This window comes from Caulifigura coniformis (assembly GCF_007745175.1).
GTDB classification, from domain to species: Bacteria; Planctomycetota; Planctomycetia; order Planctomycetales; family Planctomycetaceae; genus Caulifigura; species Caulifigura coniformis.
This window is the reverse complement of record NZ_CP036271.1, coordinates 6,720,279-6,745,493: the sequence shown is the minus strand read 5'-3', so window position 1 is coordinate 6,745,493 and position 25,215 is coordinate 6,720,279. Positions and strand designations below refer to the sequence as shown.

21 protein-coding genes are annotated in these 25,215 nt (G+C 64.0%); 14 read left to right on the top strand and 7 right to left on the bottom strand.

Going from position 1 to position 25,215, the window contains the following annotated elements:
* Nucleotides 1-147 precede the first annotated feature (147 nt).
* The 3 genes from Pan44_RS27100 to pth form a co-directional block, all read right to left on the bottom strand.
* Nucleotides 148-987: a coiled-coil domain-containing protein gene (locus Pan44_RS27100; protein ID WP_145034853.1), complete on the bottom strand. Its 840-nt coding sequence runs from the start codon at nucleotides 985-987 to the stop codon at nucleotides 148-150.
* A 129-nt stretch (nucleotides 988-1,116) separates the two neighbouring features.
* Nucleotides 1,117-2,241 (bottom strand): N-methyl-L-tryptophan oxidase, encoded by a 1,125-nt coding sequence (solA, locus tag Pan44_RS27095; protein ID WP_145034852.1) that lies wholly within the window; start codon nucleotides 2,239-2,241, stop codon nucleotides 1,117-1,119.
* Between the two features lie 63 nt (nucleotides 2,242-2,304).
* Nucleotides 2,305-2,871: an aminoacyl-tRNA hydrolase gene (gene pth / locus Pan44_RS27090; protein WP_145034851.1), complete on the bottom strand. Its 567-nt coding sequence runs from the start codon at nucleotides 2,869-2,871 to the stop codon at nucleotides 2,305-2,307.
* 43 nt (nucleotides 2,872-2,914) lie between these two features.
* Here pth and Pan44_RS27085 point away from each other — a divergent pair, with 43 nt between their 5' ends.
* Together Pan44_RS27085 and Pan44_RS27080 are read left to right on the top strand one after the other, a co-directional pair.
* Entirely contained in the window at nucleotides 2,915-3,886 is a 972-nt protein-coding gene (locus tag Pan44_RS27085) for a hypothetical protein (protein WP_145034850.1), read from the top strand.
* Between the two features lie 10 nt (nucleotides 3,887-3,896).
* Nucleotides 3,897-4,241: an RNA-binding protein gene (locus tag Pan44_RS27080; protein WP_145034849.1), complete on the top strand. Its 345-nt coding sequence runs from the start codon at nucleotides 3,897-3,899 to the stop codon at nucleotides 4,239-4,241.
* A gap of 7 nt (nucleotides 4,242-4,248) precedes the next feature.
* On the opposite strand, the gene Pan44_RS27075 is transcribed toward Pan44_RS27080, so the two are convergent.
* On the bottom strand, nucleotides 4,249-4,551 hold the full coding sequence (locus Pan44_RS27075) for a hypothetical protein (protein WP_145034848.1): 303 nt from the start codon (nucleotides 4,549-4,551) through the stop codon (nucleotides 4,249-4,251).
* A gap of 185 nt (nucleotides 4,552-4,736) precedes the next feature.
* On the opposite strand from Pan44_RS27075, the gene rnr reads away from it, so the two are divergent.
* The 3 genes from rnr (at nucleotide 4,737) to Pan44_RS27060 (ending at nucleotide 9,104) form a co-directional block, all read left to right on the top strand.
* A complete protein-coding gene (gene rnr, locus Pan44_RS27070) occupies nucleotides 4,737-7,016 on the top strand; it encodes a ribonuclease R (protein ID WP_145034847.1) in 2,280 nt (759 codons plus the stop codon).
* Between the two features lie 202 nt (nucleotides 7,017-7,218).
* Complete coding sequence (locus Pan44_RS27065) at nucleotides 7,219-8,877, top strand: aldehyde dehydrogenase family protein (RefSeq protein WP_145034846.1); 1,659 nt, start codon at nucleotides 7,219-7,221, stop codon at nucleotides 8,875-8,877.
* Nucleotides 8,874-9,104 (top strand): DUF1653 domain-containing protein, encoded by a 231-nt coding sequence (locus tag Pan44_RS27060; protein WP_145034845.1) that lies wholly within the window; start codon nucleotides 8,874-8,876, stop codon nucleotides 9,102-9,104. The genes Pan44_RS27065 and Pan44_RS27060 overlap by 4 nt, the downstream gene beginning before the upstream one ends.
* A gap of 42 nt (nucleotides 9,105-9,146) precedes the next feature.
* Here Pan44_RS27060 and Pan44_RS27055 read toward each other — a convergent pair whose 3' ends face one another.
* Entirely contained in the window at nucleotides 9,147-10,613 is a 1,467-nt protein-coding gene (locus tag Pan44_RS27055; RefSeq protein ID WP_145034844.1) for an FAD-binding oxidoreductase, read from the bottom strand.
* A 153-nt stretch (nucleotides 10,614-10,766) separates the two neighbouring features.
* Here Pan44_RS27055 and Pan44_RS27050 point away from each other — a divergent pair, with 153 nt between their 5' ends.
* The 4 genes from Pan44_RS27050 (at nucleotide 10,767) to Pan44_RS27030 (ending at nucleotide 17,574) form a co-directional block, all read left to right on the top strand.
* Nucleotides 10,767-12,041 (top strand): PP2C family protein-serine/threonine phosphatase, encoded by a 1,275-nt coding sequence (locus Pan44_RS27050; RefSeq protein WP_231754179.1) that lies wholly within the window; start codon nucleotides 10,767-10,769, stop codon nucleotides 12,039-12,041.
* Nucleotides 12,042-12,435: 394 nt separating this feature from the next.
* Nucleotides 12,436-12,759: a hypothetical protein gene (locus Pan44_RS27040; RefSeq protein WP_197453709.1), complete on the top strand. Its 324-nt coding sequence runs from the start codon at nucleotides 12,436-12,438 to the stop codon at nucleotides 12,757-12,759.
* Between the two features lie 182 nt (nucleotides 12,760-12,941).
* A complete protein-coding gene (locus Pan44_RS27035; RefSeq protein WP_145034840.1) occupies nucleotides 12,942-16,043 on the top strand; it encodes a PSD1 and planctomycete cytochrome C domain-containing protein in 3,102 nt (1,033 codons plus the stop codon).
* Between the two features lie 100 nt (nucleotides 16,044-16,143).
* Nucleotides 16,144-17,574, top strand: coding sequence for a DUF1501 domain-containing protein (locus Pan44_RS27030; protein WP_145034839.1), 1,431 nt, complete (start codon nucleotides 16,144-16,146; stop codon nucleotides 17,572-17,574).
* Between the two features lie 3 nt (nucleotides 17,575-17,577).
* Here the strand turns inward: Pan44_RS27030 and Pan44_RS27025 are convergent, their stop codons facing one another.
* Together Pan44_RS27025 and Pan44_RS27020 are read right to left on the bottom strand one after the other, a co-directional pair.
* Nucleotides 17,578-18,078: a DUF420 domain-containing protein gene (locus Pan44_RS27025; protein ID WP_145034838.1), complete on the bottom strand. Its 501-nt coding sequence runs from the start codon at nucleotides 18,076-18,078 to the stop codon at nucleotides 17,578-17,580.
* Between the two features lie 178 nt (nucleotides 18,079-18,256).
* Nucleotides 18,257-18,625, bottom strand: a complete 369-nt coding sequence (locus tag Pan44_RS27020) for a hypothetical protein (RefSeq protein WP_145034837.1) — start codon at nucleotides 18,623-18,625, stop codon at nucleotides 18,257-18,259.
* 763 nt (nucleotides 18,626-19,388) lie between these two features.
* Between Pan44_RS27020 and Pan44_RS27015 the strand changes: the two genes are divergently transcribed.
* The 5 genes from Pan44_RS27015 to Pan44_RS26995 all read left to right on the top strand — a co-directional run bounded on the left by Pan44_RS27015 (nucleotide 19,389) and on the right by Pan44_RS26995 (nucleotide 25,206).
* Nucleotides 19,389-20,249 (top strand): hypothetical protein, encoded by an 861-nt coding sequence (locus Pan44_RS27015; RefSeq protein ID WP_145034836.1) that lies wholly within the window; start codon nucleotides 19,389-19,391, stop codon nucleotides 20,247-20,249.
* A 576-nt stretch (nucleotides 20,250-20,825) separates the two neighbouring features.
* Nucleotides 20,826-21,644 carry a Flp family type IVb pilin gene (locus Pan44_RS27700; protein ID WP_197453708.1) on the top strand — a complete coding sequence of 273 codons (819 nt, stop codon included), beginning with the start codon at nucleotides 20,826-20,828 and terminating at the stop codon, nucleotides 21,642-21,644.
* Between the two features lie 663 nt (nucleotides 21,645-22,307).
* A complete protein-coding gene (locus tag Pan44_RS27005) occupies nucleotides 22,308-22,634 on the top strand; it encodes a hypothetical protein (protein ID WP_145034835.1) in 327 nt (108 codons plus the stop codon).
* 150 nt (nucleotides 22,635-22,784) lie between these two features.
* Nucleotides 22,785-23,174 carry a hypothetical protein gene (locus Pan44_RS27000; protein ID WP_145034834.1) on the top strand — a complete coding sequence of 130 codons (390 nt, stop codon included), beginning with the start codon at nucleotides 22,785-22,787 and terminating at the stop codon, nucleotides 23,172-23,174.
* A gap of 7 nt (nucleotides 23,175-23,181) precedes the next feature.
* The gene (locus Pan44_RS26995) at nucleotides 23,182-25,206 is read left to right on the top strand and encodes a DUF4132 domain-containing protein (protein WP_145034833.1); all 2,025 of its coding nucleotides are present in this window, start codon (nucleotides 23,182-23,184) and stop codon (nucleotides 25,204-25,206) included.
* Nucleotides 25,207-25,215 lie beyond the last annotated feature (9 nt).

Below are 25,215 nucleotides of genomic sequence, written 5' to 3'. Positions count from 1 at the left end.
TGAAGCGGCAGAAGGTATCAGACGAATCGACAACAAGGAACAGGACTCGTCAGGGGAAAAACCGTACCAATCACCGCCGTTTAACCCTCGGTGACGGCAAATTCCCGCCTCGTCGTCACCCGGGAATCGTCACCGGGCCTCGCGAATTCACTTTTTCTTCTCCCCCTTGCCCGGGCCCTTCCCACCCTTGTCGGCCCCGGGCGGAACGACCCCGGCCTGAAGCAATTGCGCGGCCACCACTCCGTTCCTTTTCACCGCCGCGAGGTTTGCCTCCGCAGCCTGCACCGCCTCATGCGCCGATTTCACCCCTTCCTGGGCGGCCGCGACCGACGAATCCTTCTCCCCCTTTTCGGCGGCAGTTTTGCGCAGGTCGGCCACTTTCTGCTGGGCTGCGTCGAGACGCTCACGCGCCGCATTCACCCGCGGATCTTTCTTCAGCGTGACCCGTTCCAGGTTCGACGCCGTCAGCGATTCGCCCACCAGGTCTGACAGGCGGGACTTCTTCGTCATCGGATCAACCGACGTATCGGCCTGCAGTTCCTTGATCGCAGTTTTGGCCGCCGCGGAGATTTTCTCCGCGTCCTGGAACTCGGCCGACGCTTTCAGTATCTCGAGCACCGGCGTTGAGAGTTCACGATAAGCGGCCTGGGCCCGGGCCAGTTCCTCCGTCGCCGCCTTGAGCCCCAGCGATTGTTCGATGGCTTGAGCCGCCGTGTCGCGCGCCTTCGTCAGGTCCTTGCCCGCGTTGCGGTGCGCAATCTTCGCCGCCGCAACCTGGGCCGAGGCCTCCGCAATCGCCTGCCGCTCCTGGACCGCCAGTTCGCGCTCGGCCTGCTGCAGACGCTGCGCCTGTTCGTTCTGGCGGCGAAGATCATTCCGGGCGGATTTGAGTTGGGCCGACCTCAGCGGACTGATCGGCAGCTGGCCAAATCCTCGTGTGGCTGTGGTCGCCAGAATCACGGCGACAAGAAACGTCCATCGCGTCATAGGTCACCTCGGAGCACGCCCTTCGGCCACTATTATCGCCCCCTGACCCACAGTCGGCGACCCCGGAAACCCCGAAAAAATGCGGGTGTGTCCGGGGAAAACCCGCTCCGCGAGGTTGCGGGTCGCCCCTCAGGTCCACGACCGGTTCTGGAGAAAACCGATGGGGAGGGCCGATTCTCCGCGCACGGCCAGATCCGCGAGCGCTTCGCCGACGACGGGGGCGAATTTGAACCCGTGCCCCGAGAATCCGCATGCCACCGCCACGTTCGCATGCCCGGGATGCTGGTCGATGACGAAGTGGCGGTCCGGCGTCAGCGTGTACAGGCAGACCGCCGATCGAACCGGCGTCGAATCGATGTCCCGCAGCGTCGTTTCCGCGAACGTCTGCAGCGGCCCGACGTCTTCACTCCGCAGCAGGCGGTCGACCCGGTCGGCGTCCTCGACCACATTGCCTCCCGTGTGCTCGGCCAGCTTTGTCATCCCCCGTTCGAGAGAAGGAACGCCATAGAACGCCCGCCCCTCCTGCTCGACGAAGAAACCACACGTCGGCGCGACGGCGCCCGGCCGACTTCGGAACCACACCACCGGCTTCCGCACGACCTCAAGCGGCACATGCATCTCGTGCAGAAGTCGCGACGCCCACGGTCCGCCGGCGATCACCAGCGCTCCCGCTTCGTACCGACCCCGGTCCGTCACCACGCGTGCGACGCGTCCTTCGGCCGACCACTCGACGACCCGTTCCCCGCACGCCGCCGTCCCCTGCCGTCGCTCCCCGTCCCGGACCTGCGCCTCCACGCAGCGCTCCACTTCGAGGAATCCCGCCTCAGGCTCGAAGAGGCACTCGTCTCCCTCCCGCGGCGTGATCCACGGGAACCTCCGCCGCAGATCGGCCGCGCTGAGAGGCTCGATCGCGATGCCATGTCGTTCGGCCGCCAGCCGCGCGCCGGGGATCGCTTCCCCATCAGGCGGGCCGATCAGCAGCAGTCCTGTCTCGTGATACAGCTGCTGCCCGATTGCCGTCTCCAGATCTCCCCACAGTTCGTACGACCGCCTGAGCAGCGGGACGTAATCGGGATGCTCGAAGTAGGCTTTGCGGATGATCCGCGTCTCGCCATGCGAGCTTCCGAGCGCGTGCGGCACCGAATGCTGCTCGATGCCGACGACCCGCAGACCGCGCGACGCCAGGCTGCGGAACGCGGCCCCGCCCATCGCCCCCAGCCCGATCACGATCACATCGGCCGTCACCACGGACATCAGCGGTCACCTCGGCTGCGATTTCAGCGGCGCTCACAGGAGGAAACAACCGGCCTCCTCAAGTCATGCTCCCGCATTCACGGTGTTCATCGTGAGGTCGACGCCGATCTTCACGATCGATTCCACCGCGTCCGCCGCCTTCCACACGGCCGATTCCAGGACCTCGGCCTCCTCAGGTCGCACCTTCGCAAGAACGTAAGCCGCCGCGTCCATCTGCCCCGGCGGGCGGTCGATGCCGATCCGCAGCCGGGCGAACTCGGTCGTTCCCAGCATGTCGATCGTGTTCTGCAGCCCCTTCTGGCCGCCGGCCGTTCCGCTCTTGCGCAGGCGCAGCTTACCGGCCGGCAGGTTGAGGTCGTCGCAGATCACCACCAGGTCGGCCGGAGCCAGCTTGTAGAACGCCAGGATCTGCTGGATCGCCCGCCCGCTCAGGTTCATGTAGGTGATCGGACAGGCCAGGAGAGTCTTTTCGCCGGCGATGTTCGCTTCCCACATCTCCGATTCGAAGCGCAGCTTCGACGTCCCCGCGCTCGTCCGCTTCACGAGGTCTGCGATCACGTCATACCCGACGTTATGCCGCGTCCCGGCATATTTGCGACCGGGGTTTCCAAGACCGACAATCAGTTTCAACGAAGTGTCCTTTGCAGCTTCACTTCAACAAGGGCGACGCCGGATGATGTCACGACCAACGTTTGAGGTCGAATTACTCCCGCGGTGGACACTGACGAACGAACAGACCCAGGGAGAATCTGTTGCGTTCGATGTTGGGCCGGCCGGATCGGCGTATCTGGCGTTCGCCCGAAAACCGGCGGACTACCGGATTGAGACACCGCAACGCAGCGTCGGGAAAACGAAGGGCCGCCAACCGCAAACATATCGGGTTCTTGCCGTGGGGGACATTGGTTGCGAGTTGGACGTCACGATCGTGGGGGAGCCCTTCAACATCCATCATGTGCAGCCGCTGGGCGATGAACTGCTTCTGGCCTGCGCCCGCTGCCAGTACCGCGGAGGCCAGGACTCCGACCGCAACGGCCGGGTTTACTCCCGCGAGGGAAACCCGTTGCGCGAAATGCTTCTCGGTGACGGAATCCAGTCGCTGCAGACCACGTCACAGGCAGCCATCTGGACCTCGTATTTCGATGAAGGCGTGTTTGGCAACTACGGCTGGACGGATCCCATCGGAAGATCGGGGCTCGTGGCCTGGGACCGCCACGGAACGAGGGAGTACGAATTCGAACCGACCGGCCCGCTCGACATTATCTGTGACTGTTATGCCATGAACGTCGCGACCGATCGGGATGTGTGGTTCAGCTACTACCGGGGCTTCCCGCTGGTTCATCTCCACGACCGTCACGTCCACGGTGTTTGGGAGACATCCGTCGCCGGAAACTCGACGCTCGCGGTCGCCTACGGCTATGCGCTCATGGACGGGGGATACCACGATCGCAGTGCCTTCTGCCTCTTCGAACTTGCGAGAACGGGCAAGGCAGTGCAGCTCGCTCGCTTCGAACTCAAGGGAGTTGATGGCGAGTCGCTGGGAGCGCCCGCCGCCAGGGGGCGCGGCGACTCCCTGACCTTTCTGAGCGGCCCGCGGCTGTATCGCTTCACCATCGACGACGCACTCTCGCATCACTGGAACGGCTGAAAGCAATCTCATGACACCCGATCAGTTCCGCAGGCTCGCGCTGTCACGCCCCGAAGTGATCGAAAGCTCGCATATGGGCCACCCCGACTTCCGGGCGAACGGCCGTATCATCGCGAGCCTGGGGTCGCCTGATGAGGGGTATGGCATGGTGAAGCTGTCGGCCGACCAGCAATCGATGGTGTGCTCGTCTCAACCCATGGTGTTCGAGCCGGCGAAAGGTGGCTGGGGCCGGATGGGTTACACGTCGGTGAAACTCAAGGCCGCGAAAGCAGTGGAAGTGCGCGAGGCGATTGCGCTGGCAGTGCAGAACGCGATGGAAAAGAAGCCGGTGAGGTCGAAGAAACGCAAAGCGTAGTCCGTCGTTACTCAACCCTTTGCAGGAAACCAGTCATCGCGAGGTCCCAGAAGAAACGACCTGACAGCATTGCACCAGCGATTGCCAAGAGCGTCGCCACCAGCAGGTGTTTCGACGGATATCTCACCATTCCGTAGAGCCCAATTCCGACCGCCGACCATGTGCAGGCGATTGTCGCCCCCACGGTCGCGGAGACGACGTCACGATTCGGGAATGCAGCAGCCACCGCAAAGAACGCAAGCCCAATGGCGGATGGGGTGATGACGCACTTGACCGCATTCCAGTCATGACCCTGAGATTCCGACGTCATCGCGGCTTGGTGATCCCTTTTCCTGCGGGAGCGACTTTTCCCCTGTAACGCAGTACTGTGGGTGCTAGGATTAACAAAAATCCAAATCTGAAAATCTGCTGCGACTGCCGCCTGCTGAATTGGGTTTCGCGGGTGCTCTTACGAAAACACAGGCCGTCGCCTGACTTCTCTCCAAGGAAAACTGATTGCCTCTTCCGATTGAACAACTGCTCCGGGATTACATCTCCCGTCCCGGCTATAAGCCCGAGAAGGCCAAGCCGCTCGCCAAAGCCCTGGGCATCAAGAAACAACGCTTCGAAGAATTCAAAGAAAAGGTCGACCAGCTGGTCGCCGCCGGCACGCTCGGCCGGACCGAATCGGGCAAGATCATCGCCGGCAAGGGACTGCTGAAGGGCGCTGCATCCAGCGGTCGCCAGATCGTCGGAACCCTCAAGCGGACCGCGGCCGGCGACGGCTTCGTCCTCCCCCAGGGCGCCAACCGCGAGCATCACAACGTCGAGATCTTCATCGACTCGTCGCAGATGCGCGATGCCCAGACGGGTGATACCGTGCTCGTCGAATTCATGGCCGAACGCATGGGCGGCGGCCGCCGCATGGGGCGCATCGTCGAAGTCGTCGAACGCGCCTCGACCACCTTCGTCGGCGTCTACTACGAAGACGACGGGCAGGCCTGGGTCATGATCGACGGCAAGCAGTTCGCCGATCCCGTCTGGCTCGGCGACCCCGGCGCGAAAGGCGCCCAGCCGGAAGACAAGGTCGTCATCGACATGGTCCGCTTCCCCACGCCCCACCGGCATGGCGAGGCGGTGATCACTCAGGTCCTCGGAGCGCGCGGCGAGCCCGGCGTCGACCTGCTGACCATCATCCACGAGTTCGGTCTCCCGACCGAATTCCCCGAAGCGGTTCTCGCTGAGGCCCGTGAAAAGGCCCTCACGATCGACGAGGAAGTCTTCGTCGACCGGGAAGACCTGACGAACGAGACGATCATCACGATCGACCCCGTCGACGCCCGCGATTTCGACGATGCCATCTCGCTCCATCGGACTGATGATGGCCACTGGCATCTCGGCGTGCACATCGCCGACGTGTCGTACTTCGTGACGCCCGGGTCGCCGCTGGATGTCGAAGCCAAGCGCCGCGGCAACAGCGTTTACCTGCCGCGGCACGTGATCCCCATGCTGCCGGAGGTGATCTCCAATTCGCTGGCCAGCCTGCAGGCCGACCACGTCCGCTACACGCTTAGCGCGTTCATCGAGTATTCGCCGGAAGGCATCCCGGTTCATACCCGCTTCGCGCGCACGGCCATCAAGGTGAAGCAGCGGTTCGCCTATGAGCAGGTGATGCCGATCATCAACAACCCGAAGAAGGCGACGGATGTTTCGGACGAAGTCCTGAAGCTGCTGCTCGACATGTTCGAGCTGGCGATGATCCTTCGCAAACGCCGCTTCGCGAAAGGGGCCCTCGAGCTCTCGATGGGCGACATCGAGCTGGAGATCGACAAGGAAGGCCGCGTCACCGGCGCTCATGAAGAACACGACGACGAAAGCCACCAGATCATCGAAGAGTTCATGCTGGCGGCCAACGTGGCCGTGGCGACCTTCCTCGATGATCGGGGGGACGAGTTCGTCCGCCGCGTTCACGCCGATCCGAGCGAAATGAAGATGAAGGCGTTCGGCGAGTTTGCCGCCTCAGTCGGCCATCCGGTCAAGCAGGTGCAGAGCCGCAAGGAACTGCAGGCCCTGCTCGAGAAGGTCCGCCCACTGCCGGAAGGCCGTGCGGTCAACTACGCACTCCTTCGCAGCCTCAAGCAGGCCGTCTATTCACCGGAAGTCGCCGGTCACTACGCACTCGCCGAAGATCAGTACGCGCACTTCACCAGCCCGATCCGCCGCTATCCCGACCTGCTGATCCACCGCCAGCTCATCGGACGGATTACCGGCACGCGGACCTATTCTGTGCCGCGGGGGGCGGAGTTGGCCCAGGTCGCCCAGCACTGCTCCGACACCGAACGGCGGGCCGAGCAGGCGGAGCGCGAGCTCAAGAAGATCAAGCTCCTGGAGTATCTCTACGAGCGGATCAGCGAAGAGTTTGATGCGACGGTGACAGGCGTCGATCGCTACGGGTTCTTCTGCCGCGGCAACACCATGCCGGCCGAAGGCCTCGTGCACATCACCACCCTGCGCGACGACATCTACGACTACGATCGGGCCGGGCATTGCCTGACCGGCCGGCGGTCGGGCCGGACGATCCGCCTTGGCGACCCTGTCCGCGTGGCCGTCGCCCGCGTCGACATCGATCGCCGTGAACTCGATTTGCGGCTGGTCGAAGGCCCCGGGCCATCAACCCGCCGCTCTTCCGGACCGAAGAAGTCGGGTTCCAAGCCCGGCCGCCCGCGCCCATCGAAGGGGTCAAATTCCGGCCCCCCGCGCGAAAAAGGCCGAGCCCGAAAACGCCGCGGCCACTGACGCTTCCGCGAGGTTGACTCAACGGACAAGCACCCCGGCTGCTCAAAGCAGCCGGGGTGCTTCGCGTTGGAGTCACCATCGGAACACGCCCCTCTCTCCGCTACCTTCTGTCCCTCGCCGCCCCCCGTCCGAACAATGGAGATGAGGCAGCGCCCGTCCATCCGCCCGCGTTTCGAAAGCGTCCATTCACGGAGACCTCGCCATGTGGGGAAATGGCTCCAGCCCGAAAGCCCGCGTCCTGGCGGCGCTCAAGCGGCTCGGCATTCGCGATCTGAAAACGCTGAACGATTTCAGCGACCATCGCGAGCTCCTCGAACCGTCCGCCACACATCCGCACGGCGTCCCGTTCGTCCTCCGCTCCCCCATCAACGGAGAGACCCTTTGCGAAGTCAAAACGGCCTCAACGATTGGCCTGCATGAAATTCGCTGGCGCTCTGAGGCCGCGTTCACAACGTGGCGGATGACGCCCGCTCCCGTCCGCGGCGAGTTCGTCCGTCGCCTGGGCCTGAAGCTCAGGGAGTTCAAGAACGAACTGGCCGAGTTGATCGTCTGGGAAGTCGGCAAGATCCCGCAGGAAGCCCTGGGCGAAGTCCAGGAAATGATCGACATCTGCGACTTCGCGGTCGGCCTCAGCCGCCAGCTCCACGGCCTGACGATCGCCAGCGAACGCCCGCGCCACCGGCTGATGGAGCAATGGCTTCCGCTCGGGCCGGTGATGGTGATCTCGGCCTTCAACTTCCCGATGGCCGTCTGGGCCTGGAACGCGGCCCTCGCCTGGGTCTGCGGAAATCCGGTCGTCTGGAAGCCCTCGGAGAAGACGTCGCTCTGCGCCATCGGCGTCCATGCGATCGTCAAAGAACTTCTGACGGAGATGCCTGAAGTTCCGGAAGGGATCGCGTCGCTCGTCCTGTGCGATCGCGAAGTGGCGAAGCCCGACAACTGGCTGTGGATCAAGCTGATCTCGGCCACCGGCTCGACGCGCATGGGCTACGAAGTCGCCAAAGCGGCCCGGCTCACACGCACCCTGCTCGAGCTCGGCGGCAATAACGGCATGATCGTCTGCCCGACCGCCGACATCGAACTTGCTGTCCGCGCCATCGTGTTCGGCGCCGTCGGCACCTGCGGCCAGCGCTGCACCACCCTCCGCAGGCTGTTCGTCCACCGCTCCCGCTATCAGGAAGTCCGCCACCGGCTGCTCAACGCCTATCGGACTCTCCCGATCGGCGATCCCGCGACGCCGGGCGTCCTTGTCGGTCCCCTGATTGACGAGGCCGCGTTCCAATCGATGCAGGAGGCGCTCGAAGCCGCCCGGTCGGAAGGGGGAACCGTCCACTTCGGGGAACGAATCACGAATGGCGTGCCTGCCGGCGGCTACTACGTCCGGCCCGCGCTCGTTGAGATGCCCGTGCGCGTGACGAAGGCCGAGCATGTCGCCTCGCAGCATGCAGCCCCGACCAGCGAGGATCTGATCGGCGCGGACGTCATGTCCGATCCCGGCCTCTCCATCATGGACCACGAAACCTTCGCCCCCATCCTCTACATGATGCCCTACACCGACCTCGACCAGGCCATCGCCCTGCACAACGATGTCTCCCAGGGCCTCTCCTCCGCCATCCTCACCAACGACCTCCGCGAAGCCGAACTCTTCTGCTCCGCCGCCGGTTCCGATTGCGGCCTCGTGAACGTCAACTGCGGCACGAGCGGAGCCGAAATCGGCGGCGCCTTCGGCGGCGACAAGGACACCGGCGGCGGCCGCGAATCGGGCTCCGACGCCTGGAAGAACTACATGCGCCGCGTCACCAGTACGATCAACTGGTCGGGCGAACTGCCGCTCGCCCAGGGAATCCAATTCGACCTATGAACGACTCAGCATCCCCTCTCCTCCCCGGCCGCTACCGGCACTACAAGGGGAAGGATTACCTCGTCCTCGGCATCGCCCGTCACAGCGAAAACGAGGAAGAACTCGTCGTCTACCGCCAGGATTACGGCGACAAGGGGCTCTGGGTCCGCCCGCTCGCCATGTTCCGGGAGACGGTCACCATCGCCGGCTCAAACGAACCGCGCTTCCGCTACATCGGCCCCGATTGATCTTCGTCGACGACCCGGCGCTTCATCACGCGCCGCCGCCAGTTACATCGCCGCCCGGCGTCCGGGATGGTTGCGCTCGATGTGCTCCATCCCGCATCCCCCGGCCGTCGGCAGCATCTTGTGCGGTGCGCAGCGGCCATCCGGATTGAACGCCTTCCGCACGTCCCCCATCACGGCCAGCGTCTCTTCCGTGAACAGGTGGTTCATCAGGCTGATCTTCTCGACGCCGATTCCATGCTCGCCCGTCACGCTCCCGCCGAGCGCGATGCACTTTTCGAGAATCTCATCCCCCGCCGCGATCACCGCCTTCACCTGCTCCGCGTGCCGCTCATCGAACAACAGGATGGGATGGATGTTTCCATCCCCGGCGTGAAACACGTTGACGATCCTCAGCCCATACTTCTCACTCGTCGCGTTGATGAAATCGAGGATTTCCGGCAGTCGCGTCCGCGGAACGACGCCGTCCTGCGTGCAGTAGCTCGGCGACAATCGCCCGATCGCTCCGAACGCCTGCTTCCGGCATTTCCACAACAGCGCACGCTCGGAAGGCGTGTTCGCCATCCGCACTTCCCGCGCTCCGTGCTGCTGGCAGAGGGCGACGATCCGTTCCGCTTCCTGGTCGACGGCCACTTCGAGGCCATCCACTTCGATCAGCAGCACCGCCCCGGCGTCCAGCGGAAATCCGAAATGGAACGCCTGCTCCAGAGCACCGACAATCCCCTGGTCCATCATCTCCAGCGCCGCCGGAATGATTCCCGCTCCGATGATCGCTGAAATCGCTTCCGTGGCGGCTTTCACGGTTTCGAAGATCCCGAGCATCGTGCGGTAGGCCGCAGGATCGCGAGTCAGCCGCACCCACACCTTCGTGCAGACGCCGAACGTCCCTTCGCTTCCGACGAACAGCCCCGTCAGGTCGTAGCCGGGGGAATCCTCGCACGGACCGCCGAACTGCACGACGCTCCCGTCCGGCATCACCGCCTCGACTCCCAGCACATGGTTCACCGTCACGCCGTACTTCAGCGTGTGCGGCCCCCCTGAGTTCGTCGCCACGTTCCCGCCGATCGTGCAGGCCCCCTGGCTTGAGGGGTCCGGCGCATAGTGGTAGCCGCTCCCCTTCAGGTGATTCGTCAGGTGAACGTTCACCAGCCCCGGCTCGACGACCGCATACCTGTCGCGCAGGGAAACCTCCAGGATCTTCCGCATCCGCGTCAGGCAGATCATCACGCCGCCGCCAACCGGCAGCGTCCCACCGGCCAGGCTCGTTCCCGCCCCCCGCGGAACGAACGGAACGTCCAGCTCGTTGCACGCCTGGACGATCGCGACCACCTGTTCCGTCGTTTCCGGAAAAACGACGACATCCGGTGTCTTTTTCTCGACGACGTAACCGTCGCATTCATAGACGAGAAGTTCGTCCTCGCGACCGATCACCCCCTCATTCCCCACGATTCCGCGCAGGCGTTCGACAAGGGGATGCAGGACTCGCGGCGGAGAAGCAGTCTGGACAGACATTCCACGGAACTCGGTGCGACGTCCGCACCCAAGCCCCCGTCGGATCAGGTCCACGGGACCGGCCCGATCGGGGCCATGCTTCAGTGCGTTCAAAATGCGGGGCGTTTCGGCGACGGCAGCTATAATCGATCCAACATCATAAGGGCGGAAGATATGGCGGCTAGTTGGCAGAACAGACTCGACGACGTTTTCGAGTTGATGCAGGAAATGTCCCGCGGGACCGATCCGCAGGAGATGGTCCGCGCCTACGCCAAACGCGTTGCGACGATCCGGCAGTTCGACCGCCGGCTGTCTCTCAGCCGGCGCGACACCGCCCACCCCGAGTTCCACATCACCCGCGACAGTGCCACGGAAGACGAGATCGATCCGTGGAAGGAAAAGCACCGCCTCCCGCGGATTTCAGGCGGCCAGCTGGCCGACCTGCTCTACGAGGGAAAACCGGTCATCCTCAATGACTTCCAGGCCGGCGAGGACGACCCGGCGTTCGACTACCTCCGCGAGTATCGCTCGCTGATGCTGATTCCGATGCTCGACGGCGGCGAGGCACTCAACGCCCTCGTGCTCATGAAACGCGACCCGCAGGGCTTCGATCACGAAGACCTCCCGGAGACGTTCTGGATCACCAACCTCTTTGGCCGGGCCACCCACAACCTGGTCCTCAAAGAACAGATCCGCGACGCCTACGAAGCCGTCGACCGTGAGCTGAAAGTCGTCGGCAAGATTCAGCGGTCACTCCTTCCGCGTGAAACTCCGAAGATCGCGACGCTCGATCTCGCCGCCGAGTACCGCACATCCACCCGCGCGGGCGGCGACTACTACGACTTCTTCCCCCTCCCCGATGACCGCTGGGGCATCCTCGTCGCCGACGTCAGCGGCCACGGCACCCCCGCCGCCGTCATGATGGCCATCACGCACAGCATCGCCCACCTCTACCCCAACGACGCTGGCCACCCCGGCGAGATGCTCGAGTTCGTCAACCGCCACCTGGCCGGCCGCTACACCTCCGGCATCGAAGCCTTCGTCACCGCTTTCTACGGCATCTACAACCCCGCAACGCACGACCTCACGTTCGCCAGCGCCGGCCACAATCCGCCGCGCTGGTGGAAATGCGGCGAGCAGGTCGCCCGCTCGATCGAGGGCGCGGCCAGCCTCCCCCTCGGAATTGATGAGGACGTGAAATACGGCGACCACACCATCCGGCTGTCGAAAGGCGATCGCATCGTCTTCTACACCGACGGCATCGTCGAAGCCACGAGCCCCGACGGCGACATGTTCCGAACCGACCGGATCGACGAAGTCCTGAAAAACTCCTGCTGGCAGAGCGCGGCCGAGATCCGCGACCGCATCCTGTCGCACCTCCACGACTTCACCGCCGGCGCGCCCCCCATCGACGACCAGACCATCGTCGTCGCCAGCGTCCTGAAATAGCGGGACCTCACTCACCGTTGTCGACGCTGCCAGCGTCGATCAATGCCCCGCGTTGTCGAGCCTCCCCGCGCCCTTCTCCCCGCAATCGACTCCCAACCCCACACCGAACTCCCAGCGGGGAGAAGGTGGCCGAAGGCCGGATGAGGGGCCAGGTTTGATCGACCTGCCTCGTGACCCGGCCCCGCTTCGTGTTGCCGAGTTCTGGTAGTGCGGTCAGTTTGATCCGGTTCCCTCAGACGACTGACTGCCCTTGCGGAACGCAACGCTCACGGCGAGGACGAGCAAGGCCGACGTCACAATGGCCCCAGCCTCGTGGCTTCCGAAATAGCCCCCGATAGCGGTTCCCGTCGCGAAGACGGTGCTGAGCGCGAAGAGAAACACCAACCAATTGGCAATGCTGTTCGTGTTCATGCCCACAAACTTACCAGCCGGCCGGCGGATCGGCACGGCGGAGGTTAACAGTTCCGGGAAATCGCCGGATGCTGACAGCATGGCTACGAAACCAGTCAGGACGAAGCGACCCCGCGACACGAACCAGCTCGCGAAGCGGATCGTGGATTTGGCGACCGGCAATGCGACAGAGAAGCAATCACTGAAGGCTGACGCCGGCCGCAAGGCCGGACTGAAGGGCGGTGCGGCTCGCGCGCCGGCGCTGTCACCTGAACAACGCAAAGAGGTCGCTAAGAAGGCTGCCGCCAAGCGGTGGGGCAAAGGCTAAGCAGCGTCGGCTTCGTCCTCCGGCTTCTTCGGAGACTCAGTCGGGAATTCCTCCCTCTTCTCTGCGTCCTCCGCGTCTCTGCGGTGAACCCTTTTCATCAGCGGGGTTGCCCCCGGGCCCGTTTCCCCGTTTCATAAGCGTTGCGAAACCTGCTTTTCGCCGCGTGAGACTCGGGGGAACACATGCTGCGCTGGCTATCTGTCGGTCTGTTCATTCTCGCATCGGGACTTCGTGCCCAGGCGGCCGAGCCGATCGTCTTCAATCGAGACATCCGCCCCCTCCTGTCGGACAAGTGCTTCGCCTGTCACGGCCCCGATAAGAACCACCGCGAAGCCGGCCTGCGCCTCGACCTCCGCGACGCGGCCACGTCGAAGCTTGAATCCGAGACAACGGCCATCGTCCCCGGCAAGCCCGACGACAGCGAACTGATCCGCCGCATCGCGTCGACCGATCCCGACGACCGCATGCCGCCGGGCGAGCATGTCAAACCGCTCACCCCACAGCAGGTCGACACCTTCCGCCGCTGGATCGCCGAAGGTGCCGTCTACCAGGATCACTGGTCCTTCACCCCCGTCGTCCGCCCTGCCCTCCCGGAAGTCGCCGGCGTGCCCCATCCCGTCGACCGCTTCATCCAGGCTCGCCTCGCGAAAGAAAAACTCTTCCCCGCTAAAGAGGCCGACAAGCGCACGCTGATCCGCCGCCTCACCTTCGACCTCCACGGCCTCCCGCCGACCGAGGACGAGATTCACGCCTTTGTGAATGACGAATCGTCGAATGCCTTTGAGAAAGTCGTCGACCGTCTCCTCGCCTCCCCCCGCTTCGCCGAGCGCCAGGCGATGTTCTGGCTCGATGCTGTCCGCTATGCCGACAGCGTCGGGTTCCACGGCGACCAGTGGCAGGATGTCTGGCCTTACCGCGACTACGTCCTGAAGGCCTTCCATGAAAACAAACCGTTCGATGAGTTCACCCGCGAACAACTGGCTGGCGATCTCCTTCCGAATGCCACCCGCGACCAGAAAGTCGCCTCGGCCTTCAACCGCCTCAACCGCATGACGGCCGAAGGAGGCGCTCAGGATAAGGAATACCTGGCCAAGTATGCGGCTGATCGGGTCCGCACCATTGGCATCGCCTGGCTCGGACTCACCACCGGCTGCGCCGAATGCCACGACCACAAGTTCGACCCGGTCACGCTCAAGGACTTCTACGCCCTTGAAGCCTTCTTCGCCGACATCGATGAGCAGGGCTTCTACGGCGGAGCCGGTCCCACCGGGGAATGGGGTCCGCTGATGACGCTCACCACCCCCGAGCAGGACGCCCAGCTCGCGCGCTACGACGAAGAACTGGCCCAGATCAAGAAACTCCGCGACTCGATTCCTGAAGAGGCCATCGCGGATGGGCAGAAGGCCTGGGAAGACCGCCTCATCGCGCTGGATGCGGCCAGGCAGCTGAACTGGGTGACCGTCACTCCCACCTCCCTGTCGACGAAAAACGGCGCGGAACTCGTTCATGAAGGCAACGGCCAGATCGTGGCCCGCGGCCCCAATCCCGATCGCGAAACCTACACCGTCTCATTCAAACCGGGAGCCGGCGAATGGGCCGCCCTCCGGCTGCAGATCGACTCCAGCCTCGACCTTCCCGGCAGCAACGTCGGCCGCGGGTGGGTCGGCATCATGCTCAGTGAACTCGAAATCGACATCGCCGACGGCGCAGGCGCTCCGCGTCCTCTCGCTATCTCTGAAGCCGTCTGTCAGGAACCCAAGCGCGGACGCCACGGCTTCCCCGCCTTCGCGGCCGTCGACGGCGACCCCGCCACCGGCTTTGGAAGCGACCGCGGCACGCCTCCGAACCGGCTCGTCGTTCGCTTCCGGGCCCCGCTGAAGGCGTCGGAAGAAACCGTCCTCACCGTTCGCCTGCGTCACGAATCGCAGTTCCGCCGCGCGACCATCGGTCGCTTCCGCCTCGCGCTGTCTCATCTCGAAGGCGCCACGATGGATGACAGCGGCGTCCCCGAAGCCGTCATCGCGGTCCTCCGGAAGAAAACCGAAGACCGCAACAAGAAAGACAAAAAGGCCGTCGCCGACTTCTATCGCATCCTCGGTCCCGGATTCGACGGCATGCGTCAGAGAGAGGATGAGCTTAAAGCCCGCCGCGGAATGCTCCTCGAAACAATCCCGGCAACACTTGTCACGGTCAGCCGCAACGAGCCTCGCCCCATCCGCGTTCTTCCCCGCGGCAACTGGATGGATGACTCCGGAGAGATCGTGAAGCCCGATGTCCCCAACTACTTCGGCTCCGTCGCCAAGGACGAAACCCGCGCCACCCGGCTCGACCTCGCCAACTGGCTCGTCGATTCGAACAACCCGCTCACGGCTCGCGTCTTCGCCAACCGCACCTGGCGGCAGTTCTTCGGGACGGGACTCTCCAAGAACCTCGACGACGTCGGCTCGCAGGGCGAATGGCCCAGCCACCCCGAACTCCTCGACTGGCTCGCCAGCGAGTTCATGCACCCCACGGCTGCTGCGGAAGGCACGCATCCGTGGGACGTCAAGCACCTGGTGCGGACCATTGTCACGAGTCACGCCTACCGGCAGTCCTCCGTCGCCGACGACAAGACTCGCCAGCGGGATCTCGACAACCGTCTCCTCGCCCGGCAGACCCCCATCCGCCTCGATGCCGAATCGATCCGCGACAACGCGCTGGCGATCAGCGGCCTGTTGCACAACGAGTTCGGCGGTCCGAGCGTCTTCCCGATTCAGCCAGGTGGTTACTGGGCCGCGCTGAACTTCCCCAAGCGCGAGTACGCCGCCAGTTATGGCGACGAACTCCATCGCCGCAGCGTCTACACCCACTGGCAACGCACCTTTGTCCATCCCACTCTCCTCGTCTTCGACGCCGCCACTCGCGAGGAATGCACCGTCCAGCGGGCCACGTCCAACACGCCCCTCCAGGCGCTGACCGTTCTCAACGACCCGATCTTCATCGAAGCCGCAAAGGCCTTCGCCACCCGCGCGCTGCAGGAAGGCGGCGCAGGCCCCGAGGCACGAGTCGCATGGGCCTTCCAGCAGGCCGCCGGCCGCGTCGCCTCGGACGAAGAGCGGGGAATTCTCACGGATCTCTACCGGAAGCAGCTCGCCCGCTTCGAAAAATCCCCGAAAAGCGCAACCGAACTGGTAGGGGTAGACGGCTCTGCCTTGAACGCAAACACGAATCCCATCGACCTGGCCGCGATGACCTCAGTCACCAGGGCCATCCTGAATCTCAGCGAATCCATCACCCGCGACTGAATTGACGCGCTGACGCACACAACGCGCAATGCTTGCAACAGTCACTCAAAATCTCAACGTTTGACGCATATCTCGCCGGACCGGCGCAATGCTCACTCCTATGAACGCATTCGACCCCCGCCTCCTCTCCGCCTCCCGTCGCACCTTCCTCCGCGGCTCGCTCGCCGGCCTCGGCGCCTTCGCCGTCAACGGCCTCCTGAACCCGCAACTCTTCGGCGGACCCGACCAGAAATGGAACGGCATCATCCCCGCGCCCCACCACACCCCCCGCTGCCGCCGCGTCATCTACCTCTACCAGGCCGGCGGACCCAGCCACCTCGAAACCTTCGACCACAAGCCGAAGCTCGCCGAAATGAACGGCCAGCCGATGCCCGAATCGTTCACCAAGGGCCAGCAGCTCGCCCAGCTCCAGGGCGCCCAACTCAAATGCTTCGCTCCCCAGCACGGGTTCCAGAAATTCGGCCAGTCCGGCCAGTCGCTGTGTGAGCTGTTCCCCCATATCGGGTCCGTCGCCGACGACATCTGCATCGTCCGCTCGATGTTCACCGAGCAGATCAATCACGATCCGGCCCATACCCTCATGAACTCCGGCGCGATCGTCGCCGGCCGGCCCAGCATGGGCTCCTGGCTCCTGTACGGTCTCGGCGCGGAAACCGAATCGCTCCCCGGCTTCGTCGTCCTCACCTCCGCCGGTCGCGGCGGACAGATGCAGCCCATCGCCGCCCGGCAGTGGTCCGCCGGCAACCTCCCCAGCCGCTTCCAGGGCGTGAAGCTCAACTCCATCGGCGACCCCGTGCTCCACATCGGCAACCCGCCGGGGGTCAACGACGCCGCCCAGTCCGACACCGTCGACGCCATCAATCGCCTCAACCGCCTGCGCCACATTCAGACGCACGATCCGGAAGTCCTCACCCGCATCGCGCAGTACGAGATGGCCTTCAAGATGCAGTCGAGCGTCCCCGAGCTCGTCGACATGGCGGGCGAACCCAGGCACGTCCTCGAAGCCTACGGCGCCGAGCCCGGCGACGGTTCATTCGCCTCCAACTGCCTCCTCGCCCGCCGCCTCGCCGAACGCGGCGTCCGCTTCATCCAGCTCTACCACCGCGACTGGGACCACCACGGCAACATCAGGAACGACGTGAAGCTCAAGGCGGAAGAAGTCGATCGTCCGACCGCCGCCCTCATCAACGACCTCAAGTCCCGCGGAATGCTCGATGACACGCTCATCGTCTTCGGCGGCGAGTTCGGCCGCACCCCCATGTCCCAGGGCGGCAGCGGTCGCGATCACCACATCAAGGGCTTCTCCATGATGCTCGCCGGCGGCGGCATCAAGGGAGGCGTCTCCTACGGCAACACCGATGAACTCGGCTACGCGGCCGTGGAGAACCCCGTCAGCGTGCACGACTTCCACGCCACGATGCTCCACCTGTTCGGCATCGACCACAGCCGCCTGACCTACCGGTTCCAGGGACTCGACCTCAAGCTCACCGGCGTCGAGCCCTGCCGAGTCGTGAAAGAGATCCTCGCCTGAGGATCAGCTCGCTGCCGTCCGGATGAACGCCACGTAGTAGAACGCCAGCCCCGTCACGGAAGTCAGCACCAGGTCGACCACGGACAGCCAGCCCAGCTTCTTGTGCAGGGCGCTGTGGGGGCCTGGGATGGGGGGATTGGGGAACCGCTTCAGCGCCAGCCAGATCGTCGCTCCCCAGAGGAGCGGCGTCGACACGGCGAAAAACAGGTGCACGTAGAGCAGCGTCTCAACCTGCGAAAGGGCGTCGCCCGCCAGTCTCGGATTCGCGGGATCGTGATTGACGATGTTCTCCCATCCCCCCTGCAGCCGCATGTCGACTTCAAACAGCAGCACGGTCACCAGCAGAACGACCGCCAGCGCCAGCTGGATGTTTCGATGCCGGAGATAGCGACCCCGCTTCGCCTCGAAGACGCCCCACGCCAGCACCGGCACCACAGCCACCAGCGCACACACGACCACGTCCAGCATGAAGGACGCATCGTATCCCAGGAATCCGCGAGTCATTGCACACCTCGTCCGTGAGTCCTGCTCAAGCCGAGGCGAAGCACGTCTTGTCCTCAGGAAAAACGGAGTATAGGGAGCGGCGTGCCCCCCACAACAAGGCCCTTCCGCGCAACACAAAAGCGTCCGGCGCCCACAGGACGCCAGACGCTTGAACGATCATGAGAATCAGGAACGCCGATCAGAATCCCGCGCACGTGCCGGCGCAGGTTCCTCCGAAGCCTCCGACCCCCTTCGGACCTTCCGGCGTCGGCCGGTCGCAGGAGATGTCGCACTGGTTGCAGTCGCAGTCGTCTGAGAAGTCGGTGAAGATCGAGCCGTAGGACGCGGCGTGACAGATGCCGTTGAAGTCCAGCTTGTGGAAGCCCGACGTGAAGTAGCTCTGGTTCAGAGCGCCGATGGCGTCGGCTACGTCGTTGAGTTCCGCGTTGATCGAGTGCTGGACTTCGCTCAGTCCGACCACGAGTCCGATCACACAGATGGTGGCGACGAGCACAAGCTCGGCCGAGATGATGAAGCCGCCTTCATCGCGCAGCAGTTGAGTCAACATGGCAAGTCTTCTTTGGTGATGTGCGTTGCCCTGAGAGAGACAGTGCATGCCCCAGGCAACGGGGTGGCATGCACGGAAACCGGATTTCGGAACCGGCGCTCGTGCATCGATCGCCGGTTCGCGGAAACGTCAAAGAAGGCCGCCGCCTGCAAGCGGTCGGCCCTCCGAAGGAACTCGAACCCTCCGGCGGCGTCGGATCGTGCGGCAGCCGTCGCTGGCCATCCAATCTCTCGCCCAGGCGGCCTCACACCGCCCCTCGGGGTCCGTTCCTGCGACAGCCGGCATCCGCACGAGCGACTGAAGTCGCCGCGTTCACACCGGGCCGGCCGGCAGGGTTTGTCTGACGCCGACAATTGGCAGAAGCTGTGCCACCCGCATGTCTCGCAAAATCGGCGCAATCCGCAAGGTTGCCGGAATGGGCGGTGGGCATTGCCGTTGCGCTGTGTGGATGCCCGGAATTTGCCGAAAGTGCCGATTGTGGTAGTCGTGCCGGCGATCAGTTCAAGAATCGCCTGCCCGCAGCGCTGTTCAGGTGCCTGAACATTGCCTGCAAACTCTGCCCAGATTCCCGCTCCAGGGCAGTTGGCAGACTTGGGTGACTGCGGGGAGTCTGCGGGCCCTGTCAGTCCGTCTCAAAGTGAGGGAGGGCCCGCCCGATAGCTGAGGAAGGGGTTATTCCGCACGTGACGCGGAAGCCCGGCAACGAGACCGGCCCGGCCCTTTCGCCATCGCGAAACAGGTGGGTGTCGTCGAGGAGCGTCCAGTGCACAACACCACGCCTGTGATGGATCGCGCGGAAGTGGAACGCATCGCCTACCAGGCGATCGGCCACCAGTTCCGCCTGCCGTCGCTGTTTTCGATGCTGCTCCTCGTCGTCGGCTTCGTCCTTGGCCACTACGTGGCCGCCCGGCACACCGGTGAACTCGCCGATCGGCTCGAAGAGCGGATCACGACGCTCCAGGAAAAGATCGCCGCGCTCGAATCGGGGGTGCCCAATCCGCTTCCGGCAAGGTCCACAGCAGCTGCTCCGGCGGCTCTGACGAACGACATTTCGTTCGTCGACCAGAGCGAAGAGAGCCCGTTCGATTCGACCCCTTCGAACTTCCACCTGGCCGGAATGTCGGAGACGTTCGATTCCACCGCCGCGGATTTCACGATGATGTCGCATTCGTTTCTCGGCGACATGGAGACGGCAAGCACCGCGACCCGGGCCGTCATTGACGACCTCCGCAAGGCCGCCGAGGCTGAACGCGATGCCTGCCTGGCAGAGCTGCAGCCCTATGTCGAACGCCGCCTGAGCGTTCCCGCGGTCACCGTCGTCGAAGTGATTGAGACGATCTACGCCGACCAGGATCGACGGCTCGCGGCCGCCATCAACGACGCGGCGGCCAAGGCGACCGGGCTCGATCCTCGCGACACGTCCGTGAAGATCTTCCCGCCGATGTCGGAGGAACCGGGCGAGCCCGGCGCTGTGACTGAAGAGCCCGAGCTCGAGCCGACTCCGGCCAGCCACCGCTTCTTTCCGAAGCCGAGTGCGCCCAAGTCGATGTTCTTCTCACCTACGGTCAACCGTGTCCCGGCGCCGTCGACTTCGGCCGTTGACACTGAATCGGTTCTCCGCTGATCGCTCCGCGGCGCATGGCACTGTGTGCGCATTTGTTAAAATCGCGCCAATCGTTTTAATCACTGAAGTCGCTGCAGTCGGCGATGTCGGTGCAATTGTCGCAGGCGGACTCTCCGCCTAACGCCAAACCCTGCTTCCGGTTTGGCTGTTTTCGTTTCGCTCCCTGGCTTCGAACGTCACCGCTCTCGGTACGGGTTGTGCCGGTTGTGTGGATTGTTGCAACCACAACGATTCTTCCGGTTGTGATGATTTGTTCAATTGTCCCAGGGGAGAGCGTATCGAGAAACGAGAGCGGCGCTGCCATCGGCAGCGCCGAGTGCGACACCGTGTGTGGCGACCTGAGAGACCGCCATGCAGGAGAGCCTTCGCGCTCTCCGGTCCGCCGCGAAACCGGGAGCAGAGTGAACGCCGCGCTGTTGCCGTGTCGGCAGCCAGCGTCAGGGGGCCGGCAAGTCCCCCGGGCGGATTACAAGGGCCCTGCAAGGCTCCGCTCCCGGGTTCGCTGCGGGACCACATCTGTCGCAGCCTCTGTTTCGTGACCGCGCGCGCTCCCCGACCCTACTGGAGCGCAAAGTCATGTCTGCGATCTGGCGAAGTCTGCTTCGCGATGAACGCGGGTTCGTCATTACGGCTGAACTCGTTCTGATTTCCACCGTGCTCGTGCTCGGGCTCGTGGCCGCCCTCAGTGCCGTCAAAGCCGCCGTTGCAGGAGAACTCGGCGACGTCGCCAACGCGATCGGCTCACTCAACCAGTCGTATTACACCCACGGCTTCCATGGCTGCGGCTCCCGCATCTATGGCTCGTCGTTTCTCGACAACGAGGACAGCAGCGAAGAACAGAAAGCCGACTTCGCCACAGCGATCAAGACGTCCTGCACGTCGACGGCGATCACGACGCTCCCCTGCGGCGTGACCCCCTGCGTGCCACCAGCCCCCTGCGCCCAGCTTCCGGCGCCGTGTGAAACGCCCTGTCAGACCGGCTGCGGAACAGGCTGCGGAGGCGGCTGTGGGACAGGATGCGGCAGTGTCAGTGGCTGTGGAAGCGGTTGTGGAACAGGCTGCGGAAGTGGTTGCCGCACTTCGGTCCCGCCGGTGATCTGCCCGCCCGGCCCAAGGCCCTTTACCGGGACCGACCCCTTCGCGCCGGGCGCCGTGAGCCCGCAGAACATGCTGCTCCAGGGGATCTCCTATGGAGGAGTCTGTGCGCCGCCGATCTCAGGCATTCAGCCCGTGGCGATCGAACGATCCTGTGCAGACCCGGTTCAGCACCCCTGCCCCGCGCAGGAAGTGGTCGCTCCCAGTCTTCCCCCGGCCCCGCCGGGATACGGAGTGCCGTCGGCTCCGACCGGAGAGTGGCCCGCGTTCCCGCCCGCTCATCACGGAGTCGTCTACTGACACCGAATCGGGAGGATTGATCCCCCGACGACTTCCACGCGGATCGCTCCAGTGCCGATGTTGCCCGGATTCACCCTCCCGGCAACATCGGTTTCTTTGTTTCGGGAGTTGAGCGCCCGGGCTGTCGCCACGTTTCTATTTCGCAACATGCGGAATCGCGTCCCACCGGCTGCGTGCTCAGGTGGCACTCGTTGCTGCGACGTTGCAATCGTTGTTCGAGAAACGAGTTCTGGCCAGTTGCCCCCCCTTCTAACCCGGGGGCGAGGTGGGACGGCATGGGTCCTGCCAACTCTGAGGGCGTGAGACCTGCCGGCAACGTCGTGTGATGCGTCTCGAGCGACGGCTCGAACAGCGTCCCGAATCGCCTGGCAGTCTGACACGGACCTGCGGTGACAGCGTGAGACCTGTCAGCGTTCGGCTTCGCCTCCGGGGACGAACCGGGCCGAAGCATGACCACGAATGCACTCTGCAGGACCGGACTCCTTGACGAGGCCCGCCGGCGATCCGCCGGCGGCCTCGATGCATCTCATCGGCGCTTCCGGACGACTCCTTTCACACCGGCGTTTCCGCAAGCGGCGCATACGGATGGCGCGACCTGCTCCTCTGGCGTCGGGGGTGAGTCGGCTTTGCAAGGCGCTACACCTCACAAAAGGAACTTTGTCTATGTTGAAGCAACTTCTGAATGACGACTGCGGATTCATCATCTCCGCAGAACTCGTCCTGGTGGCGACGCTGTGCGTCATCGGTCTCGTGGTCGGACTGAGCGAAGTCCAGCACTCGATCAACGCGGAACTCAACGACGTGGCCGACGCCATCGGCGCTCTGAACCAGAGCTACTTCACGTCGGGCTTCCACAAGGTCGACGCGAACGGCGTCATTCACGCCGCCTCGTACGGCTCGATCTTCACCGATACGGCCGACGACTGCGACAACAACCAGTGCGATATGTCGTGCGACCGGCCGACCCCGGAAGCTCCGAAGGCCCCTTGATCCGTCGTCGCCCTTAGCCCGGCGTCAACGTCCTATGCACCCCGGCTGCTTTCAGCAGCCGGGGTGCTTTGCTTTGGAAGCCCCCACCTACCGCGCGCCCCCGATTGCGGATTACCATCAGGAAATCCGTAATCCCGCAAGGACGCCTCCATGCAACTGACCATTCGCGATGAAACAACTGACGGCCGGGCCGTCAGCGAATCCGTCGTCGACTTCCTGACCGAAACCATCACGGTCGAAGAGTTGATCCGCGGCCGCGTCTACCAGGAAGTCCAGGACTACAACCTGAAGAAGAAGGAGAAGTTCCAGGGCCTCGTCGATCCTTCCGCCGATCGGACCGCCGCCGGTCGACGCGATATCGACTGGAAGGCGCAGTTCCAGACCGCCTGCGAAGCATTTCGCCAGAACCGCGTGCTGATCCTGGTGGATGACCGGCAGGTCGAACGTCTCGACCAGACGATTCAACTTCGTCCCAACGTGGGCGAAGCTCCCGCGACCAGCGTTACCTTCCTCAAGCTGACGCCGCTCGTCGGAGGCTGAACGTCGCATGCAGCCACCACGACTCCTGCTCTTTCCAGGCGACGCCTGGACGAACGTGGCGGTTGTCGACATCGAATCGTCCCCGTCCGACATTCGCCAGAACTGGTTTGAGGTCATCACGCATGCGCAGACCGCTTCCGCCTCGAAGCCGTCGACGCGCTGGCTGAAGCAGGCGGCCGACCTCGTCCGTCACCTGGGGGCCGAAGAGTTCGAGCGTCGGCTGGCGGATTGGTTCCCAAGAGTGAACGATCCGGTCGAGCGGCCAGGTCCCGATTCACGCCATCCGCTGGCGCTGATCGGCGCCAATTGCGATGTCCTCAAGGGGCTCGTCTGGATGGTTCTGCCGTCGGCGAGCGAAACTCTGCAGTCGCTTCTCGGCCCCCTGGCGATCTCGACGTTCCGGAAACTTCCCTCCGTCGGTTCGCGATCGACGAAGGTCGGGAACGCCTGCATTTACGTCCTGGGCCAGCTTCCCTCGGTGACGGCAATCGCCCGGCTGAGTTATCTCAAGGCGCGGGTCAAGATGGCCTCCGTCCAGAAGGAGATTGAAAAAGCCCTGGAAGCGACGGCCGTTCGACTCGGCATTACCCGGGAAGAACTGGAAGAGCTGGCTGTCCCGACCTATGGACTCACATCCGTCGGCCGCCTGGAAGAGGCACTTGGAGAATTCACGGCCGAACTGACCGTCGGTGATTCCGGCCGCACCACACTGGCCTGGCGCAAAGGGGACGGCCGGATTCAGAAATCAGTTCCGGCCGCCATCAGGAACGACTTCGCGGACGAACTGAAAGATCTCAAGTCTGCTGCCAAAGACATCGAGAAGATGTTCACCGCCCAGCGCGAGCGGCTCGATGGCCTTTTTCTGCAAGAAAGGCGCTGGCCGACCGACGTCTGGCGCCAGCGTTATCTCGACCATCCGCTCGTCGGCATTCTCGCCCGGCGGCTGGTGTGGGTGTTTCGGAACACCGGCCTCGAGACAAGCGGCGTCTGGACAGAGGAGGGCGTCGTCGATGTCGACGACCAGCCGATCGACTGGATCGACGCCGAAGGAACGACGGTCGAGCTGTGGCATCCCATCGGACGGCCGATGGACGACGTCCTCACCTGGCGCGGCTGGCTCGAACGGCACGAAGTCCGCCAGCCGTTCAAACAGGCCCATCGCGAGGTCTACCTGCTGACCGATGCCGAACGCCGTACGCAGACGTATTCCAATCGCTATGCGGCCCATATTCTCCGGCAGCACCAGTTCAATGCCCTATGTGCGGCGCGCGGGTGGTCGAACAAACTGCGGTTGATGGTCGATGCGGATTACTCCGCGCCGACAAGACGCCTCGAAACCTGGGGTCTGCGGGCTGAGTTCTGGGTCGACACGGTCGGCGATGCGTATGGCGTCGATACGACCGACGCCGGCGTCTACCTGTACCTCTCCACCGATCAGGTGCGGTTTTACCGGCTCGAAGCCGATCTTCATGTCGCCCATGCCACCGGTGGGCGGTTCGTCACCGAAGGTCTGGCGCATCCGTACAACGAGCCGCTCCCCCTGGAAATGATTCCGCCGATTGTCTTCTCGGAACTGATGCGCGACGTCGATCTGTTCGTGGGCGTCGCGAGTGTCGGCAACGATCCGACCTGGGCGGACGGCGGCCCCGGAGGGCGATATCGCGAATATTGGCAGAACTTTTCGTTTGGGGACCTCACTCCCACAGCGCAGACGCGCAAGCATGTGCTCGAGCGTCTCGTCCCGCGTCTCAAGATCGGGCCGCGGTGCTCCTTCAGCGAGAAGTTCCTGGTCGTTCGCGGCGATCTCCGCACCTACAAGATTCACCTCGGCAGCGGAAACATCCTGATGGAGCCGAACGACCAGTACCTGTGCATCGTGCCCGACAGCGGGGCCGTCGCCAAAGAAGAGGGCGTGTTCCTCCCCTTCGAGGGGGATCGCACGCTGTCGATTATTCTCAGCAAGGCCATGCTCTTGGCCGAAGACCGCACTCTGACCGATCCGACGATCATCCGGCAGATCCACGGACTCTGACGGCCTCGT